Source organism: Haloarcula onubensis (genome assembly GCF_031624605.1).
In the GTDB taxonomy this organism is placed as follows: domain Archaea; phylum Halobacteriota; class Halobacteria; order Halobacteriales; family Haloarculaceae; genus Haloarcula; species Haloarcula onubensis.
In genome coordinates this window covers 381,125-395,107 of the sequence record NZ_JAMQOS010000005.1, presented here as the reverse complement: position 1 = coordinate 395,107, position 13,983 = coordinate 381,125, and the positions used below count along the sequence as shown (strand labels likewise).

General features: G+C 68.9%; 12 protein-coding genes and 1 rRNA gene. 8 read left to right on the top strand and 5 right to left on the bottom strand.

Features of this window, described 5'->3' with window-relative positions; genetic code table 11:
• Nucleotides 1-473 precede the first annotated feature (473 nt).
• From NDI86_RS16585 to NDI86_RS16575, 3 genes are all read right to left on the bottom strand, one after another.
• A 16S ribosomal RNA gene (locus NDI86_RS16585) occupies nt 474-1,943 on the bottom strand.
• A gap of 573 nt (nt 1,944-2,516) precedes the next feature.
• Nucleotides 2,517-2,813 carry a translation initiation factor eIF-1A gene (locus NDI86_RS16580; RefSeq protein WP_310901558.1) on the bottom strand — a complete coding sequence of 99 codons (297 nt, stop codon included), beginning with the start codon at nt 2,811-2,813 and terminating at the stop codon, nt 2,517-2,519.
• A 132-nt stretch (nt 2,814-2,945) separates the two neighbouring features.
• Nucleotides 2,946-3,182, bottom strand: coding sequence for a UPF0058 family protein (locus NDI86_RS16575; RefSeq protein WP_310901557.1), 237 nt, complete (start codon nt 3,180-3,182; stop codon nt 2,946-2,948).
• Between the two features lie 146 nt (nt 3,183-3,328).
• On the opposite strand from NDI86_RS16575, the gene NDI86_RS16570 reads away from it, so the two are divergent.
• Complete coding sequence (locus NDI86_RS16570) at nt 3,329-4,225, top strand: prenyltransferase (RefSeq protein ID WP_310901556.1); 897 nt, start codon at nt 3,329-3,331, stop codon at nt 4,223-4,225.
• A gap of 131 nt (nt 4,226-4,356) precedes the next feature.
• On the opposite strand, the gene NDI86_RS16565 is transcribed toward NDI86_RS16570, so the two are convergent.
• Nucleotides 4,357-4,506: a hypothetical protein gene (locus NDI86_RS16565; RefSeq protein WP_310901555.1), complete on the bottom strand. Its 150-nt coding sequence runs from the start codon at nt 4,504-4,506 to the stop codon at nt 4,357-4,359.
• A 69-nt stretch (nt 4,507-4,575) separates the two neighbouring features.
• Between NDI86_RS16565 and NDI86_RS16560 the strand changes: the two genes are divergently transcribed.
• The 4 genes from NDI86_RS16560 (at nt 4,576) to NDI86_RS16545 (ending at nt 10,282) form a co-directional block, all read left to right on the top strand.
• Entirely contained in the window at nt 4,576-5,787 is a 1,212-nt protein-coding gene (locus NDI86_RS16560) for a molybdopterin molybdotransferase MoeA (RefSeq protein WP_310901554.1), read from the top strand.
• Entirely contained in the window at nt 5,784-7,661 is a 1,878-nt protein-coding gene (locus NDI86_RS16555; protein ID WP_310901553.1) for a molybdopterin biosynthesis protein, read from the top strand. Before NDI86_RS16560 ends, NDI86_RS16555 begins: the two co-directional genes overlap by 4 nt.
• Before the next feature lie 99 nt (nt 7,662-7,760).
• Nucleotides 7,761-8,969 (top strand): iron-containing alcohol dehydrogenase family protein, encoded by a 1,209-nt coding sequence (locus NDI86_RS16550; protein WP_310901552.1) that lies wholly within the window; start codon nt 7,761-7,763, stop codon nt 8,967-8,969.
• A 56-nt stretch (nt 8,970-9,025) separates the two neighbouring features.
• Nucleotides 9,026-10,282: an MFS transporter gene (locus tag NDI86_RS16545; protein ID WP_310901551.1), complete on the top strand. Its 1,257-nt coding sequence runs from the start codon at nt 9,026-9,028 to the stop codon at nt 10,280-10,282.
• Here NDI86_RS16545 and NDI86_RS16540 read toward each other — a convergent pair.
• Nucleotides 10,279-11,700, bottom strand: a complete 1,422-nt coding sequence (locus NDI86_RS16540) for an FAD-dependent oxidoreductase (RefSeq protein WP_310901550.1) — start codon at nt 11,698-11,700, stop codon at nt 10,279-10,281. The genes NDI86_RS16545 and NDI86_RS16540 overlap by 4 nt on opposite strands.
• A 159-nt stretch (nt 11,701-11,859) precedes the next feature.
• On the opposite strand from NDI86_RS16540, the gene NDI86_RS16535 reads away from it, so the two are divergent.
• The 3 genes from NDI86_RS16535 to NDI86_RS16525 all read left to right on the top strand — a co-directional run bounded on the left by NDI86_RS16535 (nt 11,860) and on the right by NDI86_RS16525 (nt 13,974).
• Nucleotides 11,860-12,225: a winged helix-turn-helix transcriptional regulator gene (locus tag NDI86_RS16535; RefSeq protein WP_310901549.1), complete on the top strand. Its 366-nt coding sequence runs from the start codon at nt 11,860-11,862 to the stop codon at nt 12,223-12,225.
• 63 nt (nt 12,226-12,288) lie between these two features.
• A complete protein-coding gene (locus NDI86_RS16530; protein ID WP_310901548.1) occupies nt 12,289-13,059 on the top strand; it encodes a creatininase family protein in 771 nt (256 codons plus the stop codon).
• A 69-nt stretch (nt 13,060-13,128) separates the two neighbouring features.
• Nucleotides 13,129-13,974: a class 1 fructose-bisphosphatase gene (locus tag NDI86_RS16525; RefSeq protein ID WP_310901547.1), complete on the top strand. Its 846-nt coding sequence runs from the start codon at nt 13,129-13,131 to the stop codon at nt 13,972-13,974.
• Nucleotides 13,975-13,983 lie beyond the last annotated feature (9 nt).

The window sequence follows — 13,983 nt, the reverse complement described above, 5'->3', positions numbered from 1 at the left end:
GCAATCCACCAGCTGGCATAGTAGCCAACGTCGTTGTGACTCGCTAAACTGAACGAGTCCAGTGGACGCCTGGATCGCACGTACACACGGTTTCATACTCGCCCCCAAGGTGGTAGATGGTGGGCGAGTCGACCCTTCCCACCCTCGGTTTGACCCGGGATGGTGCATCTGTCGTCGTACCAGATTCGAACGCCGTCCCACACTTAAGGGGCACGGTTCGAACCCGGCACGAAGTACGGACCCGTCGGGAGTTGCACCCGACGCCCCCGTGAGGGGGTCCGACTCGGAGAGGTCATGTGAGCCCAGCGGGCCCATGCAGTGTCGGCGCTTACCGACTCGCGGTGACTTGTGGTCACCAGTCAATGCCAATGGTGATTGTAGCATTACGAACGTCGTCGTCCTCTGGACGACATCGTTCGAGCCTACAATCACCAGTGAAGGTGGGTTGGGGCAAAGCCCCAATCCCGGTCAGTAGGAGGTGATCCAGCCGCAGATTCCTCTACGGCTACCTTGTTACGACTTAAGCCCCCTTGCGGAGCCCAGATTCGACCACCGCTTGGTGGCCTCATCCGGACCCCACTCGGGTGCTTTGACGGGCGGTGTGTGCAAGGAGCAGGGACGTATTCACCGCGCGCTTCTGACACGCGATTACTACCGAATCCAGCTTCATGCGGGCGAGTTTCAGCCCGCAATCCGAACTACGACTCCGTTTAGAGATTAGCTTCGCCTCTCGGCGTCGCGTCCCTCTGTCAGAGCCATTGTAGCCCGCGTGTTGCCCGGTCCATTCGGGGCATACTGACCTACCGTTGCCCGTTCCTTCCTCCATTTTAGCAATGGCAGTCCTCCTAGTGTACCCGACTACCGCAGGGGTATCGCTGGCAACTAGAAGTGCGGGTCTCGCTCGTTGCCTGACTTAACAGGACGCCTCACGGTACGAGCTGACGGCGGCCATGCACCTCCTCTCAACAGCTCGGGTAAGTTCGTCAAACTGACCGTCGTTACTGTTGTCGGGACCGGTGAGATGTCCGGCGTTGAGTCCAATTAAACCGCAGGCTCCTCCGGTTGTGGTGCTCCCCCGCCAATTCCTTTAAGTTTCATCCTTGCGGACGTACTTCCCAGGCGGCTCGCTTATCGTCTTCACTACGGCACATCACGTGCTCATGGCGCGTGACATACCTAGCGAGCATCGTTTACAGCCAGGACTACCCGGGTATCTAATCCGGTTCGAGACCCTGGCTTTCGTCCCTCACTGTCGGGTCCGGTCTCTCGACGTGGTTTCCCCATTGGTGGTCCGTCCAGGATTACGGGATTTCACTCCTACCCCGGACGTACCCGTCGAGTCTCTCGGCCCCAAGCCGTGCAGTTTCCACCGGACGCCCACGCGTTGAGCGCGTGGATTTCCCAATGGACTTACACAGCAAGCTACGGACGCTTTAGGCCCAATAATATCGGCCATCACTCGTGCTGCCGGTATTACCGCGGCGGCTGGCACCGGTCTTGCCCAGCACTTGTTCCTGAACCACCTTACGGTTCAGAAAAGCGAGGACTATATGCCCTCGCACTCGGAGTCCCCCTATCGCACTCTCGTGCAGTGTAAAGGTTTCGCGCCTGCTGCGCCCCGTAGGGCCCGGTATCTTGTCTCAGATACCGTCTCCAGGCTCTTGCTGTCACAACCTGTACCGATTATGGGCATGGTGGGCCGTTACCCCACCATCTACCTAATCGGCCGCAGCCACATCCTACAGCGCCGGAACGTTTCTCACTCTCGGCACTCCAGCGTGAGAGTGATATCCGCTATTGGCCTCAGTTTCCCGAGGTTATCGCGGTCTGTAGGGTAGTTTGGCCACGTGTTACTGAGCTATATGCCGCGGGTCTAACCCGCGCGACTAGCATGGCTAAATCGGACTCCGATAGCAATGGCCTCCGGCAGGATCAACCGGAATGTGCTGATATACATCAGCGGCGGAAGTGGTTGCACTCCGTCGGAAGCTAAACACATCGGTTCCTACACCGATGTTGACTACTGCATGGGTCCGTGGGCTCACATCAGATTCCATCTTGACGGCGGACCGCAGGGGTGGAATCCTCATGGTGCGAGCGCAAGCCCGCTGGCCTGACGCTCTGAGCGAACACCCGACCACCCAGGTGGGTCGTCGAGCCGTCGTCCCGGGGGCGTTCCCCGGTGCGACCTTCGCATCATATCCGATGGGAGGGGGATACATAAATGACTCGTCTCGACGGCGCCCTGTGCCGGCCCCACACGGCACACACGTGACGTGAGTCCGTCACACACCTAATCGCAAGACAGCGCCGTTGTAACACGAATAATAGTAATTTATCGAATGTGTCCGGAACGCGGCGTGGTCACAGCGTGTCGGCGTCGGTCGCTATTGAGCGACAATAGCGCTCCGTACTCCGCCCCGCGAGCACGGACTCGCGGACGTTTCGGATAGGCAACTCGCTCGTGAGACCACTCGCTCGGCGTGTCGTCGGCGTACTACCGCAGAAGGGGTAAATCAGGCGGTCAGCGTGTCGAGGTGGCCCTCGGCACGGAGCTGGTCGGCGTCCTGGCCGTCGTAGCGCCACTCGACGTTGGCCTTCTCGTCTTGCCAGTCCCACGGCTCCGCGAGGACGATGTCTTCCTCGTTGATCCACGTCCGGAACTTCATCCGGCCCGGGATGCGCCCCATCCGGGTCTCGCCGTCCTCGCACTGGAGGCGGACGTGGTTCCCGCCGAGGTGTTCTGTTACGACCGCAAACATTTCGTCGTTTGTAGGCATGCGGAGGTTCCGCCGCCCTGTATCTTCGCTCACACCGGTACTAGGCGCCCGCTGTGTATAAGTGATTTGAGAGTTGCGATAGCGCGTACCACACGGCCACGAAAAGACGCGAAAGAGAAGCCAGAAGCTGTCGAGCGTGGTGTCACGGCCGGAGCCGGGAGAAGTTCAGTCGGCGGCGAGGGTCAGCGGTTCCTCGCTCTCGGCGACCATCTCGTCGGTGAGACCGTCGGCGAGCGCGAACACGGCGGCCTTGTGGTCCGTCTTCGACTTGTGAATCGATGTCGGCTTGACCCCGAGGTCGGCGTACTCGTCGTGGTCGACATCGGTCCCCGTGTCGGCCTCGTAGTGGTGCTGTACCTGTGCGAGAAGGCTGTGAAGATGAATGAGCTCTTGCTTCTTCATGATGGTTCCGCCTAGTAGACGAAGGGTTATAGTATTATCTTGCCACTTGTTACCAATATATATCGACGTAGCAGCGACACTGTCACGTCGAGAGTGGCGAGAATGGACAGTACTACCGGCCGAGCGGTGAGAACTGGACACCACCCGTGAGTGACGCCGCCGAAACGGCGCGGGCGCTGTGGCTCGCCTCGCGTCCGAGTCAGGTCGCGCTCGTCGCGCTGGTCTACGCCCTCGGGGTCGGCATGGCACGGGCGCTTATCGGCGCCGCGGTGTCGTGGGACGCCGTCGGCGTCGGCGCCGCCGCCCTGCTCGGCGTGGCGCTGGGCGTCCACTACGCGAACGAGTACGCCGACGTCGAGACCGACCGCCTGACCGAGCGAACGCCGTTCTCCGGCGGGAGCGGCGCCGTCGAGCGGACCGGCATCGGTCGGACGGTACTGGCGCGGGCCGCTACAGTCGCGACGCTGCTCGGCCTCGGCGGCGCCGTCGTCGGCTGGTCGACCGGCCGGCTGTCGGTGACCGCGCTCGCCCTGCTCGCCAGTATCGCCGTCGCGGGACTTGCGTACTCGCTGCCGCCCGCGGCGCTGGTCCGTCGCGGCGTCGGCGAACTGACGAACGCCGTCCTCGGAGGGACGCTGCTCCCGCTGTACGGCGTCGCCGTCGTCGGACGCGTCTCCGCGACGGCGGTACTCGCGGTGCTGCCGTTCACGCTCCTGGTCGGCTGTAACCTGCTGGCGACCCACTGGCCCGACCGCGAGGCCGACGCCGCCGTCGGCAAGCGGACCCTCGCCGTGCGGTGGTCACTCGCGGGCCTCAGACGAGCGTACTGGCTGCTCGCGACCGGCGCAGTGGCGCTGACGGTCGGTCTCACGGGTCGCGTCCTGCCGGTGCCCGTCGTCGCGGCCCAGGCGCTCGCGCTCCCGGCGCTGCTGTGGGGCGGTGCCGTCCTCACCCGCCAGCGCTCGCCGTTCCCCGCGGTGAGTGCGATGGTCGTCCACGCGGGCGCGAGCGCGTTCGCCTGGTGGTGGCTCGCGCCCGGCTAATCCTCGATAGCGTGGTGCACGCCGACGCGGTCAGCCATCTACCGTGTCGTGCACGCCGACGCGGTCAGCCATTACCGTGTCGTGCACGCCGACGCGGTCAGCCATCTACCGTGTCGTGCACGCCGACGCGGTCAGTCTGCTACCGCGTCGTGCGGGCCGACCGGCCCGTGATTCGGGCACGCGCCCGCGATAGGGGTGTCGTTGAGACAGCAGTGGCGCCGCTGGGTGGCGACGAGCCCGGTGAGCAGCGGTTCGCCACAGCGCCGGCAGCGAAGGGTCATACCCACACTTCGTGGCGAAGCCTGTTACGGCTACCGGGCTTTTTGTCCGCGCGGGCCGACGCCGGAGGTATGAACGACAGCGACCGCCACGCGGGGTTCGAGGAGTTTACCCGGACGGCGGCGGCCAGAGAGCGGTTGCTCGCGGCGGTGACACCGACGGAGCGCACCGAGCGCGTGGCCCTTCGTGCGGCCGACGACAGGGTCGTGGCCACCACCGTGGACGCCGACCGGCCGGTCCCCCACTACGAGCGGGCGGCCATGGACGGCTACGCGGTCCGGGCGAGCGACACCTTCGGCGCGACCGAGCGGTCACCGGCCTCGCTGCGGGTCGCCGAGACCGTGCGAGCCGGAACGGCGACCCGGGTCCACACAGGGAGCGAACTTCCCGAGGGCGCCGACGCCGTCGTGATGGTCGAGGCGACCGACCGGACCGGCGACGAGTTGACCGTGTTCGAGGCCGTCCCGGAAGGGGGCAACGTCGGCCCGGTCGGCGAGGACGTGGCCGCGGGCCAGGAGCTGTTCGAACCCGGCCACGTGTTGCGACCCTCGGACCTCGGCCTGCTGAAGGCCGTCGGACTGGAGAGCGTCGACGTGTACGGGCGCCCGCGAGTGAGCGTCGTCCCGACCGGCGAGGAACTGGTCCAGTCCGACCCGGAACCGGGCGAGATTATCGAGACGAACGGCCAGACCGTCACACAGTACGTAGAGCGGTGGGGCGGCGAGGCGACGTACCGCGATATCGTCACGGACGACGCCGACGCGCTCCGGGCGGCCATCGAACGGGACCTCGACCACGATATCGTCGTGACGACCGGTGGCTCCTCGGTCGGGGAGCGCGACATCGTCCCCGAGGTGGTGGGAGAACTCGGCGAAGTGTTCGTCCACGGCGTCGCGCTGAAGCCCGGCCACCCCGTCGCACTCGGTGTAGTCGAGGAGACACCCGTGTTGATGCTCCCGGGCTACCCCGTCGCCTGTATCGTCAACGCCGTCCAGTTCCTCAGACCGGCCCTGGCCGCGGCCGGTCGGCGCGAGGCGCGCGCGCTGCCGACGACCGAGGCGCGCCTGGCGCGGAAGATAGCGAGCGAGCCCGGCGTGCGGACGTTCGCCCGGGTAGCCCTGGAAACCGGCGACGAGCCGACGGCCACGCCGACCCGCACGAAGGGTGCGGGTGTCCTCTCAAGCGTGGCGCTGTCTGACGGCTGGGTCGTCGTCCCGGAGGAGCGTGAGGGGTACGCCGAGGGCGCGACAGTCGCGGTCGAGGAGTGGGAGGCGAGTCGATGACCGACCGACGGGAGTTCCGCGACCTCGCCTCGCCCGAGGAGGCCCGGGCGGTCGTCGACTCGCTCGACGTCGACCCGGGGACGGAGACGGTCGCGCTGGCCGACGCCCGGGACCGCGTGCTGGCCGAACGCGTCGACGCGGCCCTCGACGTCCCCGGGTTCGACCGCGCGAGCATGGACGGCTACGCGGTGCGGGCCAGGGACACCTTCGGCGCCGGCGAGGCGACGCCCGAGACGCTCGAACTCGCCGGGACGGTCCACGCGGGCGAGGAACCCGACGTGACCGTCGAGTCCGGCGCAGCCGCCGAGATATCCACCGGGGCGGTGATGCCGGCGGGCGCGGACGCCGTCGTGATGGTCGAACGGACCACGGAGACCGACGACGGCGTCGAGATACGCACCGCGGTGACGCCGGGCGAGAACGTCATGCTGGCGGGCGCGGACATCGCCGCCGGCGCGCGCGCACTGGGCCCGGGCACGCGCGTGACACCCCGAGAAATCGGGCTGCTGGCCGCGCTGGGTGTCGACGAGGTGCGTGTTCGTTCGCGCCCGCGCGTGGGTATCGTCTCGACGGGCGACGAACTCGTCCGACCCGGCGAGCCCATCGACAGCGCGGCGGGCGAGATATACGACGTCAACAGCGACACCGTTGCCGCGGGCGTCGAGGACGCGGGCGGCGAGCCCGTCCTCTACCCCCACGCGGGCGACGACTTCGACGCGATGGAGCGGTTGCTCCACGAGGCCGCCGACGAGTGTGACCTCGTCCTCTCGTCGGGGTCGACCAGCGCCAGCGCCGTCGACGTCATCTACCGCGTCATCGAGGAGCGGGGCGATTTGCGACTGCACGGCGTCGCGGTCAAGCCGGGCAAACCGATGCTCGTCGGCACCGTCGGCGAGTCGGCCTACGTCGGCCTCCCGGGCTATCCGGTGTCGGCGCTGACCATCTTCCGGACCTTCGTCGCGCCCGTGATTCGAGAGGCGGCGGGCCTGCCAGAACCCAGAACGGCGACGGTCACCGGCGAGATGGCCGTCGACGAGCGCTACACCGAGGGGCGACTGCGCTACATGCCCGTGGGGCTGGTCGAGGACGGCGCGGGGACGACGCTGGTCTACCCGGTCGACAAGGGCAGCGGGGCGACCACCAGTCTCGTCGACGCCGACGGCACCGTCGCCGTCGGGGCCGACACCGAACGGCTGCCCGCCGGCCGGCGCGTCGAGGTGACGCTGTTCTCGCCGGACGTGCACGTGCCGACGCTGTTCGGCGTCGGCGAGGACGACCCGCTCTGGAACCGCCTGCTCGACCGAGTCGAGACGCCGCGCTACCTGCCGACGGGGACCGCCGACGGTCGGCGTCGCCTCCGCGAGGGCGTGCCGGACGTGGCGGTCGTCTCGGGTCCCTCGACGGACGACGAGCCGGGCGAACGGCTGGGCGACTGGGACCGCGAGTGGGGCCTCGCGGTCGCGCCCGACAGCGACGTGACCGACCTGGCCGCGCTGGTCGACGGGGAGTATCGGTTCGTCAACCGCGACGCCGGGTCGGGGCTGCGACGGAGCTTCGACGCCGCAGTCGACGCGCTGGCCGACGAGCGCGGCGTCGCCCCCGGCGAACTGACCGATGCCATCGACGGCTACGGATTGACGACGGGCGCCACGGAGAGGCCGGCCCGCAAGGTCGCCGCGGGCGAGGCCGACGCCGGGCTGGCGCTGCGGGCGACGGCCGCGACGCTCGGCCTCGAGTTCGTCCCGCTGGGCACCGAGCGCGTCCGGGTGCTTGCGAATCCCGACCGCACCGGGAAAGAGAGCGTCGAGCGACTGCGGACGCTGCTGGGTGACCTCGACGACCTCGTCGCGTCGCTGGACGGCTTCGAGGGGTAGCGGGCAGAAAGCCACACAAGTGACGGTCACCTACGGGGGACGATGCCAACTGAACCGTCTCCATCCCACGTCGCCGAGACCGCCGCGGAGGCCTGAGCGATGGCCGACTCGCTCGCCGAGCCGTTCCGCTTCGAGTACGACCCCGCGACGATTCGATACGGCCCGAACTGCGTCTCACAGCTGGCCAGCGAGGTGACCGCGCTGGGCTGTGAGCGCGCACTCGTCGTCACGGGGCGGACCGTCGGGGAGACCACAGCGGTGATGGACCCCGTCCGGGCGGGCCTGGACGACCGCCTCGCCGGCGTCTTCGCCGGGACCACGCCACAGAAGCGGCTCGGGACGGCCTACGAGGCACTGTCCGCGTATCGCGACACCGGCGCGGACTGCGTCGTGGCCGTCGGGGGCGGCAGCAGCGTCGACGTGGCGACGGTACTCGCGGTGCTGGCCGGGACCGACCGCGACCCCGACGCGGTCGGCGCGGAGCTCGTCGAGCGCGGGACCCTCTCCGTGCCCGACTCGGGCGTCCCGCCGGTCATTACGGTACCGACGACGCTGGCCGGCGCCGACCTCTCGCAGGTGGCCGGCGTCACCGCCGACCCGGCGACCTGCCCCGTCGCGGACCCGGCGAGCGGCGGTATCGGCGACGCCGAACTGATGCCCGCGGCGGCCTGCTACGACCCGGTGCTGGTGGCGACCACCCCGAGAGGAGTGCTCGCGGGGTCGGCGATGAACGGCTTCGACAAGGGCGTCGAGACGCTGTACGCCCGGAACCGGACGCCCGTCACCGACGCGACCGCGATGCGCGGGCTGGGGATACTGGCCGACGGGCTGGAAGCCCTCGGCGCGGGCGAGACCGACGAGACCACCCACCAGCGACTCACGCGGGGTCTCCTCCTCGTCCAGTACGGCATCTCCCGGCCCGACGGCACCACGCTCTCGCTGATTCACGCCTTCGGCCACGGCCTGACACGGACCGACGACGTCCAGCAGGGCGCGGCCCACGCTATCGTCGCGCCCCACGCGCTCGACTACCTCTTCGACGCTGTCGACGGTCGGCGCGACCTGCTGGCCGAGGCCCTGGGTGTCGCGGCGGCTGAGGACCCCGCGAGCGCGGTGGTCGAGCGCGTCGCGGACCTCGTCGCGGGTCTGGGCCTCCCGACCCGACTCCGGGACGTCGACGGGCCGGACCGCGAGGCGTTCCCCGCCGTGGCCGACGCCGTCCTCGCGGACTCGTTCATGGCGAACGCGCCGCCGGGGCTGGACCCCACGCGCGAGGACATCGTCGGCGTGCTGGAGGCGGCGTGGTGAGACGCGCCGCGACGGGACGGTACGGTTGAAGTCGGGCGGAACGTATCTACGTACTGATGGGAGACGCCGTCGGTACGGAGGGGACACGCACCGCCAGCGCGGTCGCTGACGGACGCTGGCGGACGCTGGTGGTCGTCGCGCTCGCGGAACTGCTGACGATGTCGCTGTGGTTCAGCGCGTCTGCCGTCGCACCTGAACTGACCGTCCAGTGGGGACTCACGCCGACGGAGGCGGGGCTGTTGACCAGCGCCGTCCAGGTCGGGTTCGTCGTCGGCGCGGTCGCCTCGGCCGCGCTCACGCTGTCAGACATCGTCCCGACCCGGTATCTGTTCGCCGCCTCGGCGCTCGCGGGCGCGGCCATCACTGCGACGCTGGGGCTCGTCGTCGACAGCGCCGGGGCGGCCATCGCGCTCCGGTTCCTCACCGGGGTCACGCTGGCCGGCGTCTACCCGCCGGGTATGAAGCTGGTGGCGGGGTGGTTCCGCCGGCGCCGCGGGTTCGCCATCGGGACGCTCGTCGGCGCGCTCACCCTCGGGACCGCGCTCCCGCACCTCGTCCGCGCCGTGGGCGGCGTCGGTCGCCCGCGGTTCGTCCTGCTGGTGGCGGCCGGCCTGGCGACGGCGGGGGGGCTGCTGGTGCTCCGTGTCCGACCCGGTCCCTACCAGTCACCCGCAGCGCCCTTCGACCCTCGCGCGGTGGGGCGCATCCTTGGCGACCGCGCGACCATGCTCGCGAACCTCGGGTACTTCGGCCACATGTGGGAGCTCTACGGCGTCTGGACGTGGATTCCGGTCTTCCTCGCCGTGAGTTTCGCCGGCCGCGAGTCGGCGCTCGCGACGCCGACCGTCGCCGCCCTGTTCGCGTTCGGGACCATCGCCGTCGGCGGCGTCGGAGCCGTAGCGGCCGGCCGGGTGGCCGACCGGGTCGGCCGGACCACCGTGACGGCGGCCAGTATGGTGGTCAGTGGGAGCTGTTGCCTGCTCGCCGGGTTCGCGTTCGCGGCCCCGCTGGCCGTCCTCGCCGCGTTCCTCGCCGTCTGGGGGTTCACCGTCGTCGCCGATTCGGCGCAGTTCTCCGCCGCCATCTCCGAACTCGCCGAGTCGAGCTACGTCGGGACCGCGCTCACGCTCCAGACCGCCATCGGCTTCCTGCTCACCATCGGCTCCATCCAGTTGCTCCCGGTGGTCGCGACGCGTTTCGGCTGGCGGTGGGCCTTCCTGCCACTGGCTGTCGGCCCGGTGGTGGGGACGCTCGCGATGTGGCGGCTCCGTCGGCGCCCCGAAGCGACCGCCCTGGCCGACGGCAACCGCTAGCCCGCCAGTTCGCCCCGCAACACCTTCGCCGCGACGAGTACCGGGTCCCACACGGGGCTGAACGGTGGCGCGTACGCCAGGTCGAGCCGTTCCAGTTCGGCGACGGTGAGGTCCGACGCTAGGGCCGTCGCCAGCGTGTCGATGCGGATGGCCGCGCGGTCCTTGCCGACGATTGACCCGCCGATGAGACGGCCGCTCTCCCGGTCGGCGGTCAGACTCACGGTCGTCGGTTCGTTGCCGGGGTAGTAGCCCGACCGCGAGCCTGCGGTGACACTCTCTGTCACCGGGTCGAAGCCGGCCTCGCGCGCGTCGCCGTGGTCGACGAACCCCACCCGGCCGGCCTCCAGGTCGAACGCCTTGACCACGGCGGTGCCGGCCACCTCGCCGACCGGTTCCGGGTCGCCGGCGACCGTCTGGCCGATGGCCCGGCCCGCGCGGTTGGCCGTGAGTCCGAGCGGGACCCACACCGGTTCGCCGGTGACGGTGTGGTCGTCCTCGGCGCAGTCACCGGCGGCGTAGACGTTCTCGACGGTCGTCCGGCCGTAGCCGTCGACCGCGACAGCGCCCGACTCGCCGAGTTCGACCGGCGTGGCAGCGAGGAGGTCGGTGTTGGGCGCGACGCCGATACCCACGAGGGCGAGTTCCACGTCGACGCGGCCGTTCTCGTGGACCACCGCCTCGACGCGGTCGCCGCCGGCCAGTTCCGTGACGCTACAGCCCATGTGCAACTCGACACCGCGCTCGCGGAGGTGGTCGGCGACGCGCTCACAGACCGACTCGCCGAAGGGCGAGAGGAGGTGGTCGCCACGCTGGAAGACGTGGGTCTCCACCCCGTGGGCGCGGAAGGCTTCGGCCATCTCGACGCCGACGTAGCCGCCGCCGACGATGGCCACGCGCTCGGGCGGGTCCATCGCGGCGTAGCGCTCGACGAGGTCGGCGTCGACGTAGTCGATGCTCGTGTCGACGGCCGGGTCGTCGGGGTCGGCCAGCGCGGCCCTGACGGCCGCGGCCGAGTCCAACCCGTGCATGGTGAAGGCCATGTCGCGCTCGAAGCCGTCGATGGGGGCCGTGACGGCGTGGGCGCCGGTCGCCACCAGCAGGTCGCTGTAGGGCTGTTCGAAGCGCTCGCCGTCGCCCTCGACGGTCACCGTCTCCGCGTCGGTGTCGACGGCGACCACCTCGTGTTCCCGCCGGAGGTCGATGCCGCGGTCGGCCGCCGCCTCGGGCGAGAGCGAGAGCAGGTCGGTCAGCCGGTCGACCTCGCCCTTGACGTAGTAGGGCGTCCCGCAGTGGGCGTAGGAGACCCACCGACCTCTCTCGAAGACCACGACGTCGCCGTCTGGGTTCTCTCGCGTGTACTTACTCGCGGCGCTGAGGCCGGCGGCGTCGCCGCCGACGACCACGAACGGGTCGCTCATACCGGGAGGTGGGGCGCCCGTCACCTAACTGTTGAGTTACCTACGGGTTACGACCGTCCCGCGGCCACGGCGGGGCCGTCGGGCGCGAGGCGGGTAGTAACACTCCGTAACGTAGCTACGAGACGTACCTATTAGTGGCTCGCCGACCGACGATTCGGTATGACCGAGGGCGCGAGCGAACCGCTGGCGGTGTGGTGTGCGGGCGAGGAGTGGTGTCCAATCACGACCACGGCGACGCTCATCGGGAAGAAGTGGCACCCCGTCATCGTCCACCGCCTGCTCGATAACGGCCCCTCGGGGTTCAACGAACTCAAGGAGAACGTCGACGGCATCTCCTCGAAGGTGCTCTCCGAGAGCCTGGAGGACCTCCAGGAACACGGGCTCGTCGAGCGGGACGTGGTCAACGAGCAGCCGTTCCGGGTGTCGTACTCGCTGACCGAGCGCGGCGCCTCCCTGGAGCCGGTCATTACGGAGATGGCGGCGTGGGGCAAAGAGCACCTCCGTCCGGCGGAGTCCGAGGCCTGAGTGAGGGGGTCGGCGGCGGGAGACGGCGCACGGTTTCAAGACGCTGGCTCCGAATGAGCCCGTATGTACCTCGCCGACGAGGCCTGGCCCGACCTCGAGTCGTACTTCGAGTCGGAGTCGCTCGCCCTGGTTCCGCTGGGCTCGACCGAACAGCACGGCCCCCACCTCCCCGAGGGCACGGACCACATCATCGCGGAGGCCTTTGCCCGCGCCGCGGCCGCGGAGACCGGCTATCTCTGCACCCCGACGATAACCGTCGGCGTCAGCCCGCACCACCGGCAGTTCCACGGGACGATGTGGGCGGACGCCCCGGCGTTCCGGGACTACGTCGAGAGCATCACTCGCAACCTCGCGTACCACGGTATCGACCGCGTCGTCTACGTCAACGCCCACGGCGGCAACGTCGAACACCTCCGTGAGGTCGGCCGCCGGGTGCGCGACGACGGCACGATGTACGCCATCGAGTGGATGTGGGACGAGTCCATCACGGAGCGAATCGAGGCGGTGTTCGAGACGCCCGGCCCCCACGGCGGCCCCAAGGAGACCTCGCTCATCCAGCATCTGGCGGACGAACTGGTCCACGAGGACCGCATCGAATCGGCCCGGGACGGCGGGCTCGTCGAGTTCGACGACGACACCATCCGCAAGTACGGCGCGACCACGTTCTACGACGCCATCGACAACACCGACAACGGCGTGCTGGGCGACCAGACCGACGCCTCCGCGGCCGTCGGCGAGGACCTGTTCGAGGCCGCCCTCGCGAACCTCTGTAAGCTCTGTGAGTGGCTCGCCGACCAGCCCTTCGAGGACCTCACACCGAAGCCACACGTGTAGGCTTAAGACGCTCCCGACACGATGTAGAACTATCATGTACGACCAAGCAGAGCCGAAGGAGGGGGACCGATGAACACCCTCGACGAAATCGAACGTGCCGTAAAGGACACCGCCCACTACGTCAGTGGCAACCTCGCGAACTACGCCCATCGCTCCGCGGGCGAGAACCCGAGCGGTGAGGCACAGGTCGGCGGCGACGTCTGGGCCGACGACCTCTTCTTCGATTCCCTCTCGGGCGTCGAGGGCGTCGGCGGCTACGCGAGCGAGGAACGCGAGGAGATAGCGCAACTGGGCGACGGCTACACCATCGCCATCGACCCGCTCGACGGCTCCTCGAATCTGGCCTCGAACAACTCCGTGGGGACCATCGTCGGCGTCTACGACAGCGACCTGCCCGCGACCGGGCGTACGCTCGTCGCGTCGATGATGGTGCTGTACGGCCCCTACACCACGCTGACGGTCGCCCGCCAGGACCGCGACATCGTCCAGGAGTACCTCCTCCGGGACGGCCACAGCGAGCGGTGGGGCACGTTCACCCAGCCCGAGGACCCGACGGTACTCGGGATGGCCGGCAAGTGGAGTCAGCGCAGCGACGCGATGAACGAACTGGCCCAGGAGTTCTCCCGCGAGTTGAAACCCCGATACGGCGGCGCCACGGTCGCGGACCTGGCCCAGGTGCTCGAGTACGGTGGCCTCTTTGGCTACCCCGCGACCGAGAAGTACCCGGACGGGAAGCTCCGTATCCACTTCGAGGCCGCCCCGCTCGCGTATCTGGTCGAGGCCGCCGGGGGCGCCTCCTCGGACGGCGCCCAGTCGCTGCTCGACGTCGACCCCGACGAGGTCCACGGCCGCACCCCGACCTTCCTCGGGAACGAGTCGCTCATCCAGCGCCTCGAAGAGGGACTGGCCGAGTAACAGCGGAGC